Origin of the sequence: Paenibacillus aurantius (assembly GCF_032268605.1) — a bacterium.
GTDB lineage: Bacteria > Bacillota > Bacilli > Paenibacillales > NBRC-103111 > Paenibacillus_AO > Paenibacillus_AO aurantius.
Genome location: NZ_CP130318.1, coordinates 1919699 through 1942672, shown reverse-complemented (window position 1 = coordinate 1942672; position 22974 = coordinate 1919699). Strand labels below are relative to the sequence as shown.

Here is a 22974-nt window from a genome sequence, read left to right as displayed (position 1 = left end):
CCATTAATGGTTGCGATGATGCCGCTTCTCGATGTGGGTGTAATTCGGACAACAGCGACCGCTGCCTGAAACCAGGTTCAACTTTCTGCTGTCATCCTCTGTAATCCCTCTCCTCCCTTCCGAACGGTGACGCGGTGACGGCCGCTGAGCAGCACCTTTACGCCGGCGGGAACGGACAAAGTGCAATCGAGCACGCCGTCTTCTCCTTTCTTCCACGCCGCGTGGACAGGGCCGTACCGGGTGGGGACGGTGCCTTCCGCCCAAACCAGACCCCCGGGATGGGGCTCAAAGCGGATCGCCTCACCTCCGGATTCGGACACGTCAATTCCCAAAACAAACTGCGTCAGCACATAAGTGGGAGAAGCCCCCCAGCCGTGACAGAAGCTGACCGGGATATGGTCCATCAGATAGGTCGGTGTGTTGCCTTGGTACGGGCTCGGCACCGTACATGCAGGAGTGGACGGATCGAATGTCTCCCACCAGGTCGCAGCCCCCCTCTCCACCATGCCTCCCCAGTACGAACGGACCAAGCCGAGCGCCTCCTCCACCCGGTTTAGCCAAACCAGGCTTTCCAGCACAATATGATAGAAGAAGGCCCCTTTCAGTTCCGGCGTCCGTCCCTGCAGGAACCATTCATCCAGGAAGAGGTTCGCCTCTTCCTGCTCCATCACCCCGCACCAAATGGCGGCAAAATTGGTTTGGGCCGTTATGGACGCTGACAGTCCTCCCGCTCCGATGCAGTCAGCGAATACAGGGGAGCCCGGAACACGCATCTTCCCGCGGATTGCTTCCCGAAGGCGGTCCGACCGCTTAAGCCATTCGTCTGCTTGGTTCGTTTCACCAGCCGCGAGGGCCAGGTCCGCCGCTGTCCGCAGCGCTTTGTAATAGAAGCAGGACATAGCGGTGACCCGGTCCCTGCGATCGATATAATCCGCCCAGTCGATAAAGCACCACCAACCCGGCCTATCGGCTCGGGCGAAGAGGCCTTCCTCATCCTCCTGCTTTTGAAACCACTCCATTAACCGGTACACGGAAGGCCACACTTCGCCAAGAAAGGAACGGTCTTGCGAAAAAAGCCAATGCTGGTACACGCCGAACAGCCAATGCGCATTGAAGTCCGGAAGCATGAACGAGTTTCGCTCGGGCCCTGTACCGGGTATCGATCCGTCCTCATTCTGGATTCGGGCACCCTGCAGGAGGCACTTCCGGAGCAGAAGCTCGTCACCGTATACATGGTAGATGACCTTTCCCATCACCACGGCGTCCGCCACCCACAACGCCTTCTCCCGCAGCGGGCAGTCTTCCAAGTGATCCTGGCTGTTCACCAGCGTCGTGTAGGTGCCGATTTCCCATATCCGGTTCAGCAGGGGATCGCTGCAGAGAAACATGCCGGCCGGACCAAAATCGTAATGCACGGACTCGGTCTCCAGCCGGGAAATGGTGACGGAGGACGGAGCGGCTTGCAACGTCACGTACAGAAAACGGAATGCCCGCCGGCCGAACGGCTTCAGCCGGTTTTCCCCGCGCTTCAACACGAAGGTATCGTAGAGCTTCAGATCCAGCGACTCCCCGTACCATAGCTGCAGCACACCACCTTCGGGCGCCGTAAGCTCCAATTCGGGATAACCAACCACCTCCTTAGAGTAATCGAAGACAACCCCGGGAAGAGAACCGGGTTTTCTCGCATCAATGGTCATGCAGCAAACTTGGCCGGAAGAAGCCAGCATGGTCTCTTCCCCCTCTATACAGCCGAAGTTGGCATCCGTTCGGACGACGGCTTCAGGCTTCAGGAGCTCCCGGTATAGAAAAGGGATCTCCCGAGGCAGAAGCCTCGGCCACCGGGCATCCGGTGCACCAGGCCGTTCCAGTCCGATCGCGCCCCCCCAGTCGGAGTCGTCATACCGGACACCTTCCCATCCGTCTTCACGGTCAGCCCTATAAATCTCGCGAAACCCATTCCAGAGATGCTGCCTTGAAACTTGTTCCACCCACCGGGGAGACCTGCGTACCTTCCAGGTGGAATCGCTTGCAATGGTGACCATTCCCGATCCGGTTGCCATTTCAAGCTCTGCAATCACCCCGCCCGCACCCTGCATCTGTCCGGTGACGATATCCGTCGTACCGAAGTTATACGCGAGCACCGCGAGAACATTTTTCCCTGGCAGCAAGTCCCTTCCCAACTCGTATTCGTCGTAATATTTCCAGTGCTGATCGGACGGAGAAGGACCTCTTCCGATTTCCTTACCGTTTATATAGATGCGGTATTCCTGGTTTGCGGACATGAAAAGTTTCGCATGGAGAGGCACCTCGTCCAGCAAAAATCCTTTTCTAGCTTCCATATAAACATTGGGCGTTTCCTGCGGCAGCTTGATCCAGATCCATTCCGCCTGCCAGTCCGTTTTCATAGGAACTTCCCTTCTCCCTGAGAAAGGCAGAGAGTTGACGCGGCCTGGCTGCCGGTCCTCTCCCTGCCTATTCTTCCTCGATTTACTGTAAGATTTTTTGTACGTCTCCTGTTACTCCTTCCGCCATACCAATGGCATCCATATGGAAACTGCCGGCCGCCCAGCGGACTCGGTCCATCGGTTCCAGCCAGATTTTGATTTTGGTCACCTGATCTTTATAGGCCCAATCGTTCAGGTTCACGGCAATGGTGCTCCATTCTTGCGGCTTTACATCAGCGGCGGCTTCCAAAACATGACTTCCGCTGTAAACCTTAATGCGTGCCGTGTAAGTGCCGGAGGCTGGCCCGTCAGTCGGATGGATGCCAAAGAACAAATAGGGCTTGCGCTTAAAGCTAAAGGGTGTGTCGAATGATTTGGAAACCCCCGCACTTTCTCCCAATTGGACACCGCTGTTCATGAGGACCGCTTTTAGGGAACGGGCGCCGTTTAGCTGCAGGGAACTGTCGGACTCCACCCGGGAGACATATTCCGCCTTTGCCCAGCCGTCATCCGTACTTTCAAAATCCGAGATCATCTTCGCGTCTTTCAACTGCTTCGGCTCAATCCGGACCGCTGGGTTTTCCTGCGGAATTTCCCGGAGAGCGAGCTTTGCCGGATCAAAAGCCGGTGCGATCTCTCTCCAATCGGAAATGCCGATGATAGACTTAGCGAATTCCGTTACCTCAAGGGAGCGGCTCGTATCGATGTACTTGAACACATCGTAAATATACTTGTGTTCATACGGGATGTTTTTGGCTCCGCTAATGTCCGGGTCGTGCGTCCAGAGACCAAGGTTCAAGCCGTATTCCCCCGCGTGGTCCACATGGCGGTGGAGAATAAACGAATCGATGCCATCGAGAAAGTTCGTGATGTAATAGGCGTAAGCATAGGCCGCAGCCTGTATCTTCTGTCCTTCAAGAGAATTGTCCAGACTGTGGAAGCCCTGCTCGGACAGGATGATCCGACGAGGCTCGCCGTTATACAGCATACGGGACTGCTTCAAATAGTCGACGAGGACATGCAGGTTCTTGAAGGTGATCTTCTTGGTATCAAACCGGTCCGTCGAAGTGGGAGCATTCCATGCCTTCGGATCGAACAGGTTTTCCGGATAAGGATGATAGGCGATGTTCCAAGGGATATCGCCTTGGCTCATCATTTCTTGCTGCAGCGTGTCGACGATCATCCGGCCATCGTAGTTGGTTCCAGTGGATGGCAGATCCTCATCCCAGTTATGCGTCAGGGAGATGTAGACTCTTGCCTGGCTGTAACGGCTCTTGAGAACCGTGTTCGTCAGGCGCACGGTCCGGCCGTAATCCTCGATAAACTCACCGATCAATTTGCCGGACCCCATGTTGTACCAGGCCTCGGCGGCGTCAACCTCGTTGCCGACGATGTAATTGACCGCTCTTCCGTACTTCTGGTCTTCGCGGGTATACCGATCAGCCAGGAAGGCGGTAATCGCCTTATAGTAATTGGTGCCGGTCTCATCGGTCGTATTGAAAGCATAGACAATTCCGTTATCGCCCGCGTCCGGATGGATCAAATAACGGTTGGGAGTCGTGCCGTCCATATTTTCTTTGTAGGCGAGCAGGATGAGAGAGACCGTCACGCTGTTATCCGACAGGCTTTTGATAGAGTTATCGTTCGCCTCGACCCAATTTTTCTTGAAGTAGTATTTCTGGCCTTCATACTCGTAAACCAACGTGTTAGCGGGGTTCACATTACCATCGATGTACAGCGCACCCGTATAGGTCACGTTCAAAGCGGCATGGCTGATTCCCAGATCCTCTGCGTCGCCAACCATCTGCACCTGCAGCCCCTTCTTGCTTGCCGCTGCGGGGAAGGGATAACGGTTCGGAGCGAGGGCTTCCGGATTCGTGACATAGTGAGCCCGGTCGATCAGTTCGTACGTTCCGTCCGCAAGCTGGGCCGCTACGGCAAATTTGGAAAACAGTCTGGAGCGCCCGTTCGTGTCCTTCAAGTCCGTTTCAAACGAAAAATTCGCAGAGACACTAGCTTCGGATAGAGGGGTTTTCCCCGTTAATGCCGTCTCATCCTCGTAAGGCTGCAGTTCAAAAAAGGCGATGCTTCCCGAGCCGTATTTGGAGAGAGCTTCCGGCTTGATGGACCCTGCGATGACGATCTTGTCCAGGGAGTCTGTCAGTTCGTGTCTGCTGATCTCACCCGGATAGACGACGATGGGAGCCAAGTTTTTGAATCCGATTTTGTCAATTCCAATCTGACCCGAGCTCGCCCCGTTTCCGCTGAGAAAAGTAAGCTTGAACTGCTTCAGCAGCCCGGTCCAAAGGGAATTGGCGGACAAATTGAAATCATAATCCGCGTATCCGCTGCCATTGGGCTGAATGTCGAACACCGCCGACTTGGCTTCATTCCACTCCGGGCTCTCCTCGGTGATCCAATCGATCCGGACCCGGTCGAACGCGGAATTGTTGCTCATGCTGACTTCCAAGGTGTTCAGCGATCCAATATTGTGAAGCAGCGGCGGGGAAACCAGCACGGGAGCGGAATCCGTTACCGTAAGGTTGAGTTCTCCTCCCGCTGCACTGGCCGAGGCGCCCTGGGCCGTAAAGCCCTCGGTCTCCCCCTCGATGTTGAAATCCATGTCGAGCGTATTCGAACCGCTCAAAAGGTCAATCTGGTAATTGCCGCCCCACCAGGCATAGCCCGGGTCGCCGTCCCGCAAGCCGGCGAGATCGTAATTAAGCATGAAAGAGAATTCGATCTTGGTAATCCGGTTTCGGTTTGCCCAGTCCGCGACGGATACGCCAACCTCATTCCAGCCATTGGGATTGATCTTTACGATGCTTTGGAACTTGTCGTCGCCGTTGTACAGGCTTACCCGAATCAAATAATCCTCGGTTTTCCAGCCATAGGCATTGGCGGCAAACGTCAGGTACTTTACGCTTGAGAGGTCAAGGGGGACGGAAAATTCCTTGTACATTGTTCGCCACTCGTACGCCTTGACCTGTCCCGATACGGCCTCCAGAACATGGGTGCCTTCATACGGGGATCCCGGACTGTTTGCCGTTTTGGCCGTATAACGGACTTCCGACACTCCTTCTCCCTTGCTCCATTTCCCCGGTGCGTCCACCGAATCCGGTGTGTTGAAGTCATCGATCTTGATGGAAGGATAAAAGCCCGTCACATGCCGGACATTCGGAGATTCCTGCAGGGTAGAGTCATACTTCCCTGCGAGAGCGATTCCCGACGGGATCCACTGGAGTCCCACGGCAAAAACCAAAGCAACGAGAAACAGTCTGTTCCACTTTGTCATCTTCTTCCTCCTTGTTATGTAAAATTCGCTCGGAATCGAGCTTCAACCGGTAATCACCCTTCCCGGATGCCAGACGGATTTATCCATGCCGCCCTCCGTCACCTTCCATTCCACGAGAATCGGCCCATTGGGTGTGTGGACAGCCCCTTTGCACTCCGTGAGCCCCGGCAGAGCATTTGGCATAAAGTCAAAGGTCCGGTAGCCCGGTTCAAGCGGCTGGATCCCGAGGATATAGCGGCTGATCCAAACAACGGGAGTGCCCGACCAACTGTGGCAGAGGCTCATCCGGTAGGACCCGTAAGCCGTGTACGTCGTCTGGGCATCATGATAATCCTCCCCGCGGGTAAGCACAGTGCTCTCCCAGAAGGTCGTGGCGCCTGAATCCAGCATGGAGCCCCAAACAAGGGAAATGGCCTCCCACGCTTTTTCGTGAAACCCATACCGGGAGCAGCAGTCGGCAAACCAATAAGCGGATAGAGGGGTCAGCGGGTCCTTGAGCTCGCAGTTCAAGAGAAACGCCTCTGCTTTTTCCGTAGAAACCGAACCGCTCATGATCCCTAGAAGTGGGGTGAGAAGCGCCGACGCGCCTTCCAGAAAGACTTCCTCCGGAAGCTTCGGTCCCTCTCCTCTTACCTCGATCCCCAGCTCGGGCACGTGTGCGGCCAGCCGGCTGATCTGTGTCCTCATGAGTTTATAAATCGCATTCAGACAGTACCAGGATTCCTCCCCGCCCATCGGCACCCATTCGATAAACGAAACCTCCTGCCGTGCATGCGTCAGAAAGAATCCGGTCTCCTTGTCGGTGTTCTCTTCGACCCACCGGAGATGACGGGCAATGTCCTCCCTAAGCTCCAGAACAAACGCGGCATCGCCCGTCTCCAGATAATAATCCCACACTCCGCACAGCCACCATAAGGTGTAGGAGGGAATGGAGTTCATCCAGTAACCGTAAGGTGTTTGACCCAGCTCCCGAATGGAACGGCGCAGGACGGAAAGATCATCCCATAGAACATAGTCCGCCTTGGCCGCCATGTAGATATCGTAAGCCCAATTTAGGCGATCCCTTTTAATTCCGTCCCACAATCCGGTCTGATGGCAGACCGCGCTGGTATGTACCGAAACGTCGTAGATCTTCTTCATCAACGGATTGTCACATTCCAGTCCTCCCACCTGCTTCATGGGAACGCCGACCGCCTCAAATTGGATTTCCAGGTGGAATCTTTCCTCCGCACCCGCCCCCACGATGAACTGAACCATTTTCATGCCCTGGGGATTCGTCACAAAACGGCTCCCCGGCTTCACGACGGTGTGCTCCGTGATGCAGGAATCATAGCCGTGCAGCTCATGCAGCGATTCCGCCCCGTTCCATACTATCTCCACTTCGTCTGAGCCCCGGTTCTCGATATGGAATCGGATGTTCATCTCGGAGGGGAATTCCACAAGGGCCTGGGGCATGTCGGTCCAGTCCCGTTCGGCCTGCTGCAGGCGAAGTGCCTTCCACTCGTTTTGCTTCATCAGATGATAAAAAATATAGCGCTCGTTCCGGGCATCCGTCTCACCGAGCTGGAGCGGCCGAACCCCGTTTCCGGTCAAAATCAGGGAGCCTCCGCGAACTTCGGCTCCGAGACCCGAGGCTGATAGGCAGTTAAGGCTCTCCATGCGTTCGGCGGCAATGTCGCCATATCCGCCGGCCACAAACCAATCCGGCGCGTTGTCCAACTCGCCGTATGGCTCCTCCCCGAGCCTGCACACCATCTCCGCCCGGCCGTCGTCCGCCTTCCATGTTTCGTCGGTCGGAAGCCAGAATCCGTCTCCCTGAAGATAAGCGATACAGCCGACGGAGCGGTCTTGGAGATGGATGTTGATGGGATGGATCGGCATAGGTTCATTGCAGCGAATCTTCAAGGTAAGGGTATGGACACCCGCTTCCAGTATATCCGGGAAGCTGTCAACACAGGTAAAGGCCATCGATTGCCGCGGATGCTCCGAGATGGCGCCCAGCAGGCTCCCATCCAGTTCCACCTCCGCATAGCCCGTACAGGCTATGCGGAATTCCATCCCCCTAGTCTCTCGTGTGAGGGTAAATTGTCTGCTCAAGTGGACCATCCTCTGACGCTCTCGGTCCGGATGCCAAATCCAGTTCGGGACTTGGCGAGTTTCCATAGGTTTGGTCATGGTTTTTCTCCGTTTAGGGTATTTGCGAACCTTTACATCTTAAGCGCGCCCTGCGTAAGTCCTTGAATGTAGTATTTCATGCCGAAGCTGAACAAAGCGACGAGCGGGATCGAAGAGATCATGTAAGCGGCGAATTCCACGCCCATGTTGGTGATGCCGAATTGATTTTTGAACTGCGTGAGGCCGACGCCGATCATCTGGATTTCGTTGGATTTGATGGTAAGCAGGGGCCAGATGTACTCGTTATAAATACCGACGGATGACATGATGAAAAGCGTCATCAGCACCGGCACGGTAAGGGGAAGAACGATTTTAAGAAATACGGTGAATTCCGAAGCCCCGTCTATTTTGGCCGAGTCGAACAGTTCATTGGAGAGCCCGCCCATGAAGCTCCGGCAGAGAAAAGTGCCGAATATTTGGCCTCCCGCCGCCGCGCTGATAATGATGACCCAGGGGGTGTTCACCAGCCCAAGGTCGGCGTAAAGGACATAGGAAGGGATTAACGTCAGGACGCCAGGAATCATCATGATCGCCAGCATCATCATGAAGAGAATCTCCTTGCCGAGAAAGTCTTTCTTGGCGAAGGTGTAGCCCGAAATGGCCGACAACAGCACGACCAGGATGCTGCTGATGGCCGCATACCCGACAGTATTCGCCGTATACCGCCAAATGGCCTTGAAGGCAATCTCATAGTTCCCCATCTGCGGTGGGGTAGGAAGCGACCAAAAGCCTCCGAGGATTTGGGCATTGGTCTTGAAGGAAGAAATCAGGGTAAAAAGAATGGGACCGAGCGTAAAGATTACGATGAGACCAAGAATGGCGTACAGCACGGCCTGCTGGGCGATTTCAGCCTTTTTGCGAAGCTGGACCGCCGGTTTTACCATACCGGTCCGGGGAACAAGCGTTTCCGATTTAGTCAACCTAATCACCCCCTTTAGTCGGCAGTCTTGATAAATTTCATGTTGATTACGGTGATCAGGAGGATTACAAAGAACATGCTGACGCCTAGAGCGGAAGCATAGCCCAAGTCACCGAACTTCGTGGCCGCATAATACATCTGTAGAGCGGGTACGTAGGTGGAATCCATTGGCCCCCCGCCGGTTACGATAAGGATGGAACCGAAATCCTGTACGATGCCGATGAGAGCCAGCACGATGAGCAGCTTGAACTGACCCGCGAGCAGCGGCAGATGGATGGAACGGATGATGCGGAACGACTTGGCCCCGTCCAGTTTGGCCGCCTCGATCACTTCGTCCGATATGGCAATAAGCCCCGAATACATCACGAGCAGCTGCATGATGCCGATGAAAGGAAATCCCATAAAGATGATGGCCCACAGCGCCGTGTCCGCGTCGCCGAGCCAAGGGTGGGCGAAGGAACCAAGTCCAATGACGTTCAGAATCTGATTGATCAGTCCGATATTCGGGTCGTACAGGTTTTGCCAGACCAGAAGAAAACCGACGGACGGGATGACCATGGAAATGACGAATGAAGTCCGGAACAGATACTGGGCTTTGCTGTTTCTCAAGTGATAGATCAGTTCCGCCACAATCAACGGAGGAATAAGGGTCTTAAACAGACCGGTGACCACGAGGATGAGGAGGTTGACCGTGCCTTTGGACACATAGGGGTCGTCCAGCATCCTCCTGAAATTATCCAGGCCGACGAACGTACTCCGGGATCCCGGATTCCAATCATAAAGAGAATGGAAAAGTCCGGAAAGAGACGGATAGTAAAGAAAGACAAGAATGAGCGAGAAGCTTGGAAGCAGCATGATGTAGGCGTATTTGTCCTTCCACAAACGCTTATAGAGGTGCGGAGTCCGTTTAACCGTCCAGAAGATCAAGACTGCGGCCAGAAGCAACGCCGCCGCGATCGAACCGTATTGGATGGCCTTTTGCCGGAAGGCCGCTTGTTTGCCTTTCTCGAGAAGATGCCCGACCTCATACTGATAGACCGCTCCTTTGTCAGATGCGGCGTACAGGTGCTTGCCGTCCGGACTGAACCGGATCTGGCGTCCGGCCCCGGCTTCTTTGGCCGACCAAAGCTCCCGGCCCTTCAGGCTGCCCACATAATACTTGCCTGAGTAGTCCGCATAAGCCACATAATCGGCACCGCCTGTAATATGGACGGATGTGATGACGTCTCCGGCAGGGAGCTCGGCAAGCTTATTTCCGCCTGCATCCAGGATCACGACCTTATCTTCCGACGAACCGACCACGGCAACCCCTTCATCGGAGATGGATACCGAGTTGATGCTGCCCGAAATCGACGTTTTGACGACAAGCTCCCCTTCCCTGTTATACACGTAAAGGAACTGGTCGGCTCCGGCCGCGGCCAGCCATTTCCCGTTGGGAGAGACCTCGGCGCCGGATATTTCAATCCCGACTGGGATTTCTCTTACGGTTTCCCCCTGCTTATTCAGCAGGTGCACGGCATTAGAGCGAAAAAGCGTTATCGCAATCACTTCTCCGTCTGGAGTGGATGCAATCGATTTGACCATCTTCCCCATGCCCTTAGACCAGACGGGCTTGCCCTCGGCATTGAGGAGATATACATGCTGGTCGTCGGAAGAAACCAGCAATTCCCCGGTGTCCAGCATCGATACGCCTGTTATGACGTTCTTTGCTTCAAACCGGTAGACCGGCGTACCGTCGGGCTTGAGCACAAACGCAGCGGCGTCCTGAGTGCCTATTGCGATCCGCTCGCCGTCGGATGCGACGGATAGTGAGTTTACGTTCATTTCCTTTTCCATTTGCCAGAGGGGCTCCGCCATAGCCGGATGAGCAAAAAGCAGCAGGGAGCCGGCCAGCATTAGATAAATAAGGAGTTTTTTCATGGGTTCTCCCTTCTTCCGGGACGATCATTGTCCTTTGCTCCGCGTCGTGACGGACGCGGAGCAAAGAGAGGGTTGCTTACTGCCTGACCGGAGGCTTGCGTTCCGGGTGCTCCAAATCGGATATCTCCCATTTCTTGCGCTCTTTCATCATGGTCTCAAACTTCGAGTCAATATCAGCCTGGTACTGCTTCATGAATTCGTCTACGCCGATCTGCCCGCTGAAATACTTGGAGATCAGGCCGACATAGCTTTGTACGGAAGGCTGATAATCGTACAGGCCGCGTGCCAAGACATTGCCCGGGCTCGGAAGTCCTTCCGTGTTTCCGATGGCGCTGAAGGATTCGAATGCCTTCTTCATGCTTTCCGGCAGCTCAATGTTGTTCAACATCGGGGCACCGGTCATCGAGGCGTCTTTGGAATTCTGAACGGCTTCCATATATACCTTGAAGCCTTTCGGACTGGTGAAGTACATCATAAAATCAATGTCGAGGGCGGTTTGCTCCGCATCCTTCTTGACGAAACCGTAAAATCCTGTATTGACATGGATCGTGCGGGCCGGCGCCTGGACAAGAGGACCTTCCATCGAAGGCATGTTGAAGTAGCCGAATTCAAACGGCTTGACTCCGCCGCTCTCCCCTGTCTTCTCGGCATCCTTGAAATCCTTCGGAAGCTGCCAATAGGAGGAGGGGAGGGCAACCATTGTCGCCGCCTTGCCCGTGAGGAACAGCTTGTAAGCCTGATCCTCCGACATGCCCATAAAGCCTTGGGGAGCATAGCCGAAAAGCTTTTTCAGGTTCTCATACACATCCCGCCAAGCAGGATTGCCTTCGATTTTGTACGGGCCTTCTTTGTCGTGGATAGCCTTCAGCATGCGGAGTTCGTTTGGTGACACCTTGGCCCGCGCATCGTTATAGGGATCCTTCAAGTCAAACTTCCAAGTTTCGTCTTTCGGCAAATAAGTATAGTCCCCGCTCTTTGAACGGATCTGGTTGATGTAATCCCGGAAGTATTGGTCCGGGAATATTCGCATCAGCCAGCCGGCCTGACCGCTCCAGAGCGAAAGGGCGTTTCCGCCGATGGAGAAAGGCGTATAACCGGCGTCCTTGATTTTTTGAAAGGCGGCCATAAGCTCATTGAAGGTTTTGGGAGGGGACGAAATGCCCGCCTTCTGGAAAATCTCTTTGTTGTACATCCACAGAATCTGCACGGACTCAATGTTCAGGGAGTTGAGCTGGTCAAGCTGGGGATCCTCTAGATTGATACCCATCCCCTCCAGGTTGAGAGCCTCCTTCCAAGGTTTGCTCGTATACGGATTGACTTTCTCCAAATAAGGCTTGAAGTCGACAAATTTCTCTTTTGCCAGCTCCGAGTTTTCGTTCGTCATGATGAAGTCCGCTTCCGGTTTCCCGGCCGCAAACTGGGCCTGCACCCACTCACGGTAGCCCTGTGCCGGTTTGACGTCAACAATCACCTTAACGTTCGGATGCAAGGCCGTGTAGGATTCCGCCATCTTGTTCCAGACTTCCGCCGATGCTCCCCGGAGATTGACCCGTATGGTACCTTTGAGCGGGTCCGCGGTCGGAGCAGGAGTGCCTTGTGCCTTTAGTGTTTCTGCCGGTTTGACGCCAGGGGACTCCGTCGTCTGTCCGCTCTTTGTGCATCCCGTGATGCCGACTGCCATAGCAAAAGTCAGAAACGTATTCGTAACCTTAATAACCTGCTTCAAGCTTTTCACTCCCCTATGAATGATTGAAACCGCTTACGAAACTGCCTGAATTTCTTATTAGCCTGCCTCCACCTGTACGTGTTAAAAGGCATCACATCCTCTCTGTCGCGGTTTAAAAACGTTTTTGCAAAGGCAAGGAAGAAGGCTTGGATGGTGTGCTGCTATTGAGGCCTCATCCAAGCCAATTTTTACGCGGATTCTCTTGCATGCAGGGTGCAGGGCAGGACTATTCTTTGGGTGTCGTCATAGGAGATGCCGCCTTCAATCAGCTGAATCAAGAGATTCGACGCCTTATATCCCATTTCAAGCATCGGCAATTCAATGGAAGTGATGGCAGGACGGGCGGCCTGGGAGATGATACTGTTATCAAAACCCATTACCGCAAGATCGTCGGGTACTTTGTAGCCCAGGTCCGTCGCTTTCTCAATAACGCGAGAGGCTATGACGTCCCGGCCGGCGATAATGGCAGTCGGACGCTCCTTCAGACTCAAGAGCCTTTCCGTCTCGGCATAGCCGCTGTCGGAAGCAAAGCTGCCATACGCAATCAATTGGTCATCAACACCACCGAAAAAGGCACTCATCGCCCTCCGGTAACCGGTCAGCCGGTCCTGGGAAGCGTCGACCTCAAGGGAACAAGGGGTGATAAAAGCGATGCGCTTATGGCCTTTTCCGGCCAAATACTCTACCGCCAGGTAGGCACCCTGCTCGTTGTCCGCGTTCACGCTGTGACACTGACAGTCCGAGGAAGGGCGGCCTAGAAGAACGAAAGGAAACCGTTTGGCAACCAGCTCTCGGTAAGGCGTCTCTCCCATCTTCGTTCCCATCATGATCAGACCGTCCGCGGACTGTTTGCGGTATACGTCCAGCAAATGATCGTCCGGCCTTGCCGCTTGGGGTTTCTGAAAGGACAGCATGACATCATAGTTGTAGTTGCCTGCCGCCTGACCCATTCCTTTGATGACATCCAGTAAAATCCCGTTCTCCAACCCATCCGCCGTTTCCGATACAGCCAGCCCGATGTTGTTGGTCCTCTTGGTGACCAATCCCCGGGCGGACTGATTGGGGCGGTAGTTCAGGCGGTCAATCGCTTCGAATATCCGTTTCTTGGTTTCTTCAGCCACGTGAGCGGAACCGTTCATTGCGAAGGAAACCGTACATACAGCCACTCCTGCTGCTTTTGCCACATCCTTTATCGTTGCTGCCATATTAGTGTCCTTCCTTGTTTCGGTATAAAAACGTTTTTGCAAAATCGCTTTTGATATCAAAATACTACCATAACCAGGCTGTGTCAATATATTCCTTTAGGTATAATTTTAAAAAAGATTTCTTACCAAGTGGCTTTCATCCGCTTCCGGCCCGGCTTGTCAGGCTTACTCTACCTTCTGCATACCGCTTGTTTTAAGCTGCATCAGAGCCTCGCCGTACTGCTGCCGAAGCGACACCAGCTTGACGAGGCTGCTGTCGAGACCGCCCCGGCGGTTTCTCATGAGCCAGACTTCCTTGAACTCCAAAAGGATCCCGTCCAAGTCTTCAAGCAGCAGCTCCAAACGGCGCTCCCTTCCCGACAGATCCGAAGAAGGATCCGTCTTTAACAGACCGAGCTCCGCCCCATGCAGGACAAGCTTTATAGCCAGCGCATATTCCCTTTTAACAAGGGGGGCGTCGGAACAGCGCGGAACCGCTTCTTCCAGCTCCTCGGCAAGTGCCGTAACATGCTCTTTGACCCTGCTGAAGTCTTCTCTTGCGGGATCCGGCAGCTGCAGGAAATCCAAATCCTTATTCATATCGTTCCATTGATGATAATAAAGCGTGCGAAAGACGCCGCTGCCGTTGTACGCGGTCTGCTTCTCCAACAAATAATAGTTGCCCAGATCAACCGCGAATTGACCTAACCGGCATGAGCTGTCCTTGAATACGAACCGGTCCAGGTAGGCCGGTACATTTAGATGGCGGTTACGTTCCACGTTCCAGCTTAGGCCGGCCCCGTATACGAATCCGGCGTAACTGACCGGCAGGGGCTGCCAATGGCCGCAATCCCCCCAATCCGTTATCAGGTATCCTGCTGCACCGTACTTTTTGCCGTTCACGGCGGCAGTCAGCAAATTGGAATTCATATTATCCGTCAATCCGGTAATGGAGTTCCAGCTCGATGTACCCGGACAGACATAATAGGGAATCCCGGCCGCATGAAAAGCGCCGCAATCTTCCTCCGACGGACGGCTCGCATGATAGCCCCACTCCAGAACGATCACGTCCTTCGGCAGCTCGGAAATCAGTTCCGGATGCTGCTTGATGATATCCCCCCAGAACATCATCTTTTTGCCGAAACGGCTGACCAGCTTGTGTACCTGCAGCAGGAACTCCAAATAAACCCGGCCCTTGCCCCGCTCCTCGCATGCAGCCTTACTTCGGCCCTGCCCCAAATCGAACGTTTCATCGCACCCGACGTTGAAGAGACCGGAAGTAAAATAAGGCAGCAAATCACCGTATGTACGTTCAATCAGCTCCAGGCTTCTCTTATCCAGCGGATTTAAAGTCATGGGCTTGTCATATCTTCCCCATGGCGCTTCGCACCCTGTCGGACAGTCCGCCAAATCATTGAATTCCTTTCTTTCAAGCCACGGGGTCATATGTCCGAAGCTGTTCTGATTAGGAACCAGCTGAATAAACCGCTCCCTGCAGTATTGGTCCAGGAGCAGAATATCCTCGCCCGTGACCGGCGTGCCGGACTTCCACACTTCCGGAAAAGATTCGTATGCGAAAGAGAACCCTTCCACATAAAGCTGAAGCTGGTTCATCTTCAAATCGGCCATCAAATCCACAAGGCGGAACAGGGTCTCCAGCCTGGGAATTTTATTGCGGCTTATATCAAGCATGATCCCTCTGGCTTGGAAGTCGGGCTCATCTTCGACGTTCATGCAGGGCAGCTGTTTTCCATACTGCACGACTAATTGTTTAAGCGTACTGACGGCGTGGTAAGCGCCCGCAGCGGACGCATACCGGATCAAGACCCCGTCGCTTGTGATGCGAAGCATATAAGCCTCTTCATTGGTCATCTTGCCAATCATTCGGTCAAATCTCAGCAGGCTTGGGCCCACCGGCGATGGTCCGACTGCGATGGCGGGTAAGATACCGGTTTCGCGGAGTATCAAATCCTGCAGCCTTTGGGCAATGGGAAAAATCGCTTGCTTGTCCTCCTCGGGGAGGCTTATTCGATACCCGCTGGTAAGCCTCAGGACGGACGGCAGCGGCTCCAAGGACTTTGGGTTGGGCACCAGATTGATAAGCTCCTTCTTCATTGCCTCATCTCCTCAGCTGTATGATCATACAGCGGATTACAAAAACGTTTTTGTTCCTTACGGTTTGAAGATACTACCAAAAGGAAGCGTTGTCAATTACCTTTTTCTTTTCTTATTCGACATGTAAGGGATGACACAACAAAGGGCCTGCCATCAGGCAGGCCTCATCTTTTATACGAAGTTCCCTCCGTCACTAGAAGACCAATTGATTTCTTCCGCTGTCCCCCGCCGGTCCATCCGGCACCTTGGCCAGCTTCTCCATTTCCATACTGGCCAAAATAAAGGGAGCCTGCCCCATGAACTGATCGCTTACCATCTCCTCATTTATATAGTAGCTGTACGATCCATCCCGGTAAGGGCGGTTACCCAACCCGGCTCCTCTGCATATTTTATGTAAATGCACGCCCGCTTCGTCTTTCTCCACAAGATGCTCCAGCAGCCCTTCATAGCTCTTGAAGGCGAGCTTGCGGTAATAGCGGGACAAGTAGCCCAGCCTGACCCCTTTGGCAAGGGCATAGATAAACATGCAGGTGCCGGAGGCTTCCAAATAATTGCCTGTCCGGCTGCCCTTATCCAGCACTTGGTACCAAAGTCCGCTGTCGGCATCCTGCACCTTCTCCAGGGCTCCCATCATCCGTTCGAAAACTCCGGCGATGGTTCCTCTGTTGGCGTGATCCCGAGGGAAATGCTCCAAGGCGTCAACGATCGCCATAGCGTACCAGCCCATAGCGCGGCTCCAGAAATGCAGAGACTTTCCGGTAGCCGGATCACACCATTCCTGCTCCTTGCTTTCATCCCAGCCGTGATATAACAAACCGGTTCTCGGGTCTCGGGTACGCCGTTCTACGGTCAGGATCTGATGGGCGACCTCGTCAAACAGATTCGCCTGGTCAAAGGTTTTGGCATATTCAGCCAAAAAGGGAGAGGACATGTACAGTCCGTCCAGCCACATTTGGAACGGATAGATTTTCTTATGCCAGTAGCCGCCTTCCGTCGTCCGCGGGTGCCCTTTCAACTGGGCAGCCAGTAAATAGGCGGCCTTGGCATAACGCTCTTCCCCGGTGCGCTGGAACAGAGGGAACAGCACTTTTCCCTGATTGATTTGATCCAGATTGTACTCCTCCAGCTCATAAGTCCGAATGGCCCCGTCGGGCTCCACGAACAAATCCATATGCTTTTTCACATAGTCGTGGTAGTTCTCCTCCCCGGTCATTTCGCCTATTCGGTGCAAAGCCAGCAGCATCATACCGGGGACATAAGACCACCGCGCCTTGATCTGCGGATGATAACCCTCCCTGTCGGTTTGGGCCAGGACGGTGCCAGCCATATCAACTGCCCATTGCAGGTGACTCATCGAACATTCCCTCCTACTCATTGATTTTATTCGCTTAGGCTATTCGCGATTGTCCCATTGGTCGGAACAGCTTGAACGATTATCGGGGCCGCCTGATTCCCGGCGCTGTCCACGGCTGTTATGGTGATAACATTCATACCCGGCTGCAGCGTGATCGGATCCGAAGTAAAGCTTAGGCTGCTATCCAGCTTCGTTGGAACTCCATTCACCTTCACCTGTGCCCTCTCGCTAACGGCTCCACTCAAGCTCCAAGGAGTCACATCGATATTATAGTGGTTGCCAGTTTGTCGGCCGATAGGCTGGAGCGTTACCTGCGGAGCTATCGCATCCTCGACTCTCTTGACGTCCCCCTTCGTTAATGTTTTGCCGTTCTGAGATTGGGAGTCACTGCCCACTACCTTTACATAGACCCTGTTTTCGTAGTAACCCGTAGTCTTAGCGATCTTGAGCAAGTTTAGCGCCCAGGAACCGGCCCAGCGGTATCCGTTGCGGCGTTCGGCTTCAATCTCTAGAATGTTGTGCTTGATGATTCCGTCACGGCCTGAGAAGATCGGGAGGTTCGTTCCGATTTCGTAGAATCGGTACCAGATCGTGCTCGCAGGATCCGGAACGAAGTAGACGTTGTTCTTATCTCCGGAAATGTAAGTCATGCCGGATAATTTGTGCGCGTCAAACCAGGACAAAGCCCCTTCTACGGCCCTTTTCACTTCCGGTGTTTGTTCAGGAAGGGCCATCAGATACTTGATAATATCGACGGATTCGGCCCCTGCAATGGAGGGATGCTCATAGCTTCTCGCCTCTCTCGGCTCATAGGTTACAGGATCATGCTGGGCGCACCACCCGGCGAGTTCGCCATCCGAGACAATCTGGGACTTAAGGATATAATCCAGTCCCAGGTCCAAGCTGTTCTGTACCCGGCCGGCTAAATCTTCCGTTACCATATCGGTGTTAAACGGGTATTGCTTATCCCTTGCCATTCTCAGAACGTTCATGACCCGCATCATGGCGTTATCGTTAAAGGTGACGTAATCCGAGTAATTTCCCCGTGCAGGATAGACCTGAGGCCAGCCTCCGTTCGGATACTGCATCGCCAACAGAAACTGAAGGCCCCGCTCTACCGCCGCCTTGTATCGGGCTTCGCCGGTCTCTTTGTACATTAAGGCAAGAAACAGAATTTCATTGGTCGTCGCATTATTATCAATCGTTCCGATATCTTTCCCTTCGGCGGTGCGCCAATCCGATTTGTTCTCTTTCCCATCCCAGGCCCTTCCATACTTATCCTTGATACTATACTTGTACCAGCCTCCCTCGGTTGTCTGCCAGGTCAACAGATTGTCGGCCCGCAGCCTGTCGGTTGCCTGATCTCCCGTATAATAATTTCCATCCTGGAACGGGATACCCTTCGGATTCTCGGCGACCGTTCGTGTCATCGTGGCATCGGGATGGATCGCTTCCTCTGTCTCCAGGAGCACCGTCGTCAGCCCCTCGGCGTTCACCCCCTCAGTCACCTTCTTGACGGTAAACTTCTTGGTCAGCATCGGGTTAAGGCTGTACCAATCTCCCAAGGCCGCGTCAAGCTCCAGATCCCCAGGCTGAAAGGAAGCTAATCGATCGTTGAAGGTGATCCTTATCGATGTGGTGGTGAGGGCCTCCGCCTTCAAAATCTCCAGCTTATCCGCACCCGCGGAGCCGGCTGTTAAGACACGGGGACTGACGGCAGTCATCAGCAAACCTAATGAGCAGAGTGCGGGTAGAAGAAACCTCCATTGTTTTCTTGCCATTTACTATTCCTCCTCCGAATTAATCCTTTAGCGGATAGCAAGCTTAGGCGGGGTCCTTAGACCGTCGAACCGTGGTCATCCCGGCCATCCCTTTTTCCCAATAGTTCCCCCCTTCCATCCTTGACCTTGTAAGCGTTTACCATTAATCAATGGTAGAATATCACAAATTTCACTCTGTTATTTTTATAATTTTGTCTCTTTTTTTCGATTTTTTGTCTTCCTTCTCTTATATACTAGAAGAAATGGTGATAGGATGATCGAAAAACTGCAGGAAAGCGAGGTCAGACCATGGACTCTGTTAAAGGGACCAAGCATCACATCGGGAGCGAAGGCGAATTTGCCATCCAGTACCTCTACCGGGAGGGCTATTCCATCATGCCTGCCCCTCATTCCCATGCTACGTTTGAGTTGTTCTACGTGCTTGATGGAGGCCGCTGTTTTTTTGTAAATGACACCATACACGCGCTTCAGAAGGGCGACTTGATGTTGATTTCCCCGCACGACCTGCACCGGACGTCCAGTTCCGACGCTCCAAAATGCGAGCGGATTCTGATCAATTTTTCGGAGTCGTTTATCCGCCCTGAAATAGCCAGAGCCTCCGTAGACCTTATTCCGAAAAATAAATCCCCTTTTTACCGGTTCCCCATAAATGAACAGACTGCCATCGCAGAGATCCTGCACCAAATGCTCCAAGAATGTGAAACGAGGGGCGCTGGATTCGAAACGTATGTCCGATCCCTGCTAATCAAATTACTCCTTCAGATGTACCGGTACGAGCACAAAGAAAATCAGGTGAACCTGACCAAGGCTCACCCGATGCATCAGAAAATATCAGAAATTGCTTCTTACCTGGGCGAACATGGTCAACATAACTTGAGCTTAAAGGAAGTAGCCCATACCTTTTATATCAGCCCCGCCTACCTAAGCCGCATCTTTCTCAAAATTACCGGTTTCAAATTCAAAGAATATGTTCTGCTTGTACGCGTGCGCCGGGCCCAAAGGCTGCTTAGGGAAACAAAGCTACCTATCGGGCTGATCGCGGAAAAGGCGGGATTTGAGCATACCTCTCATTTCAATGTCGTTTTCAAGAAGCTGACAGGCGATACCCCGGGGGATTATCGTAAAACCTATACCACCCACCCAATCGAATAACGCTTCAGACGACGTTTACGATCACGCGCCGGTAGCGGGTCAGTGCCGGAGTTCCGTTGTCGGTGACGGCGAGGATGATGTGCATCGTGCCGTTGCGCAAGACACGTTGGGTGGGGACGGTAAACCAGGCCTTCGGTTTATCGGCGTCCTGAATCGGGACGGGATCCCCGCTGCGGGCGTTGGAGGTGGTAAAGGAACCGGCCTCGCCGTAATAGAACCAATGATAGGAAAGCGTGTCGCCGTCCGGGTCAAACGAGCCTTCAGCGCTAAGCTCCACGCGTTCCCCTGGCCTGGCCGTCAGCTCGGCCGGGTGACCCAGCTTAGGAACGGGCGGATGATTGGCCTCGCCATAGGACTTGATCGTCCAATCCATTCGGGCGGCAAAATCATTCTGAAAGGCGGAACGCCATCGCCAGATTGTCGCTTTGTTGCTCGTATGCCAATGGCCGTCCACACCGAGAACCTCATCAGCGGCATCGTTCCAGAATGGCCGGGTCTCCGGCTCCAGAAAGCTCTTCTGGGTAGGAGGGGTATACCATTCGTAACGCCCTCCCCAGCTTCCCCAATCCGGGTGCTCCGGGCTGCCGAGTCCATTATTAATAAGATAGAGGAAAGTGGGCGTGTCGCCTTCCATGAGAAACGTGGCTTGCGGGTATTGGGCACCAAGCGGCCCTTTGCAGCGGATGTTATCATCCAGCCATGGATTGTCTACGATGGTAAAGTCGGCACCGGTAAAACGGCCGTGAAACCGGTCCCCGCTAATCCCGCTCCAGGTTGCGAAATGATAAGCGCCGCCGCTGTGGTAGCCGGGACTGGCGATATAAAACAAGTCAGGGAATGTCTTGCGGATCCAGGGACCGGAATCGTCTTGATCGGAGATCGCGTAAACCCGGAGACGGGACACGAATTGATCGAGCTCTGCTGCCGGACGCGTAGCCCGGACCTTCCAGAGGGACTGGGCCAGAACATTCGGGCCGCCCCAGATCAGGACCCATAACGGGCGGGGGTCGTCGCGGTCAACGGCCTCGATCAACCGTTCGGAGCCCGAGGAATCCTTATCGGCCCCGACGGCTTCCATCCCATAGAGAGGAAGCCCTTCCTTGATGATGGATAGCAAATACCGGCCATCCGGATAACCGGGCTCGTGCTGTTCCAGATTATCGCGGACTTGGCCGTAGGCTTCGACGATTTCCCGGATCCGCCACGCGGCGGTTTTATCCCTTTGGTGGATCGAAGTGGTGGCGACAAGTCCTTCCACGTCCCAGTGATTGGAATAGGTAAGAAAGCGCACCAGCGACATGGCATCGTCGGGTTCGTTCTCAATATCGGTCAGCACAAGGACGCGGGGCTTGCCGTTTGGTTCCTCCAGGTTCATGGTTACCTCCTTATGGCGGATAAGCCGTGGCTTCATCCGGTATGGGTTAACACGGAACGGACCGCCCGCAGCCAGCCCTCATAGAAGCGGTCGCGAAGCTCGGGCTTCATTTCCGGAATGTAGCTCTGATAGGGGGCGCTTGGCGAAGGAAGGTCAGACGGGGAAGACCAGAAGCCTACGGCCAGTCCGCCCAGATAATAAGATCCCATGGCCGAAAGCTCGGCTATCTTCGATTTGACAACGGGACGATTCAACAAGTCCGCTTGAAATTGCATCAGGGTCGGATTGTCGGAGGCTCCCCCGTCCGTACGGAGCTCCTGTAGAAGGATCCCGGTTTCTTTCTCCAATAACCGAACCGCGTCACAGACTTGATAGGCCGTACTCTCCAACGCGGCGCGGATGATATGTGCCTTCCCCGTACTTCTGCTCATTCCGGTGAGGGAAGCTCGTGCATAAGCATCCCAGTAAGGCGCACCCAGCCCCACAAAAGCAGGCACGAGATAGACCCCTTCGTTCGATGGGGCTTGTGCCAAAAGCTGACCCATCTCCTCGAAGGTCTTGAACAATCCCAAATTATCCCGGACCCATTTCATGCTGTCTCCCGTCGTTCGAATCACCGCTTCCATCGCATAGGTGATCCGGCCTCCCCTCCCCCAGGCGATAGCGGTTACCAGTCCGTTCCCGGAGGGAGAGGGCTTCTCTCCGATGTTCATTAACAGAGAAGTACCGGTTCCATAAGTAGCCTTGGCCATACCCGGCTGAAAGCATTGATTTCCATAAAGAGCAGCCTGGGAATCCCCGATAATGCCGGTGATCGGAACCCGTACCTCCCCGAACAGAGCGGGATCTTCCGTATACCCGTATCCATCATCGGAGAACTTCACTTCGGGAAGGAGTCTCGAGGGAACACCGAACTGTTCACAAAGGGCTTCATCCCAGCCCAGCGTATGAATATTGAACAGGGAGGTCCGGCTGGCGTTGGTATAATCCGTAGCGTGAACCTTGCCCGCCGTAAGCTTCCATAGGATCCAGCTATCGATCGTGCCTGCCAGCAGCCTTCCCTCGTTAAGCTTCTGCTCCGCCCCTTCCACTTCCTTCAGCATCCATCCCCATTTGGCTGCCGAGAAATACGGATCCAGCATTAAGCCGGTTTTGGACCGGACCTCTTCCTCTAATCCGGCCGCTTTATAGGATTGGCACTGATCCGCTGTACGCTGGCATTGCCAGACGATCGCCGGATAAACGGGCAAACCCGTTAGGCGGTCCCACATGACGGCCGTCTCGCGCTGATTGGTTACCGTTAGAGCGGCCAGCTCGCCGGGTTGAATACCGGCCGTCTGCAGCACGTCAAGCGCTGTCTGTTTGACGCTTTCGTATATCTCCAAAGGATCATGCTCTACCCAGCCGGGCTGCGGATAGATCTGTTGATGCGGAGCCGAGGAGCGAGCCATAATCGTCCCGGACCGGTCGAAGACCAGGGCCTTCGTACCGGAGGTGCTTTGATCGATCGTCAGGATATAATCTTTCTTCATGA

13 protein-coding genes are annotated in these 22974 nt (G+C 54.0%); 1 reads left to right on the top strand and 12 read right to left on the bottom strand.

Annotated elements, in window-relative coordinates:
• Positions 1-77 precede the first annotated feature (77 nt).
• The 10 genes from MJA45_RS09040 to pelA form a co-directional block, all read right to left on the bottom strand.
• The gene (locus MJA45_RS09040; protein WP_315606932.1) at positions 78-2405 is read right to left on the bottom strand and encodes an alpha-L-rhamnosidase-related protein; all 2328 of its coding nucleotides are present in this window, start codon (positions 2403-2405) and stop codon (positions 78-80) included.
• An 82-nt stretch (positions 2406-2487) separates the two neighbouring features.
• Positions 2488-5739, bottom strand: a complete 3252-nt coding sequence (locus MJA45_RS09035; RefSeq protein ID WP_315606931.1) for a DUF5722 domain-containing protein — start codon at positions 5737-5739, stop codon at positions 2488-2490.
• A 42-nt stretch (positions 5740-5781) separates the two neighbouring features.
• Positions 5782-7797, bottom strand: coding sequence for an alpha-L-rhamnosidase-related protein (locus MJA45_RS09030; RefSeq protein WP_315606930.1), 2016 nt, complete (start codon positions 7795-7797; stop codon positions 5782-5784).
• Positions 7798-7946: 149 nt separating this feature from the next.
• Positions 7947-8834 carry a carbohydrate ABC transporter permease gene (locus MJA45_RS09025; protein ID WP_315606929.1) on the bottom strand — a complete coding sequence of 296 codons (888 nt, stop codon included), beginning with the start codon at positions 8832-8834 and terminating at the stop codon, positions 7947-7949.
• A 14-nt stretch (positions 8835-8848) separates the two neighbouring features.
• Positions 8849-10753, bottom strand: a complete 1905-nt coding sequence (locus MJA45_RS09020; protein ID WP_315606928.1) for a DUF5711 family protein — start codon at positions 10751-10753, stop codon at positions 8849-8851.
• Between the two features lie 76 nt (positions 10754-10829).
• Positions 10830-12479 carry an ABC transporter substrate-binding protein gene (locus tag MJA45_RS09015; protein ID WP_315606927.1) on the bottom strand — a complete coding sequence of 550 codons (1650 nt, stop codon included), beginning with the start codon at positions 12477-12479 and terminating at the stop codon, positions 10830-10832.
• 188 nt (positions 12480-12667) lie between these two features.
• A complete protein-coding gene (locus MJA45_RS09010) occupies positions 12668-13684 on the bottom strand; it encodes a LacI family DNA-binding transcriptional regulator (RefSeq protein ID WP_315606926.1) in 1017 nt (338 codons plus the stop codon).
• A 165-nt stretch (positions 13685-13849) separates the two neighbouring features.
• Complete coding sequence (locus MJA45_RS09005; protein WP_315606925.1) at positions 13850-15778, bottom strand: family 20 glycosylhydrolase; 1929 nt, start codon at positions 15776-15778, stop codon at positions 13850-13852.
• 193 nt (positions 15779-15971) lie between these two features.
• On the bottom strand, positions 15972-17132 hold the full coding sequence (locus tag MJA45_RS09000; RefSeq protein ID WP_315606924.1) for a glycoside hydrolase family 88/105 protein: 1161 nt from the start codon (positions 17130-17132) through the stop codon (positions 15972-15974).
• Between the two features lie 26 nt (positions 17133-17158).
• Positions 17159-18913, bottom strand: a complete 1755-nt coding sequence (gene pelA / locus MJA45_RS08995) for a pectate lyase (RefSeq protein WP_315606923.1) — start codon at positions 18911-18913, stop codon at positions 17159-17161.
• Between the two features lie 375 nt (positions 18914-19288).
• Here pelA and MJA45_RS08990 point away from each other — a divergent pair, with 375 nt between their 5' ends.
• Positions 19289-20065 (top strand): AraC family transcriptional regulator, encoded by a 777-nt coding sequence (locus MJA45_RS08990; RefSeq protein ID WP_315606922.1) that lies wholly within the window; start codon positions 19289-19291, stop codon positions 20063-20065.
• 4 nt (positions 20066-20069) lie between these two features.
• Here the strand turns inward: MJA45_RS08990 and MJA45_RS08985 are convergent, their stop codons facing one another.
• Positions 20070-21440: a DUF1593 domain-containing protein gene (locus MJA45_RS08985; protein WP_315606921.1), complete on the bottom strand. Its 1371-nt coding sequence runs from the start codon at positions 21438-21440 to the stop codon at positions 20070-20072.
• A gap of 32 nt (positions 21441-21472) precedes the next feature.
• Positions 21473-22972, bottom strand: coding sequence for an FGGY family carbohydrate kinase (locus tag MJA45_RS08980; RefSeq protein ID WP_315606920.1), 1500 nt, complete (start codon positions 22970-22972; stop codon positions 21473-21475).
• Between the last annotated feature and the right edge of the window lie 2 nt (positions 22973-22974).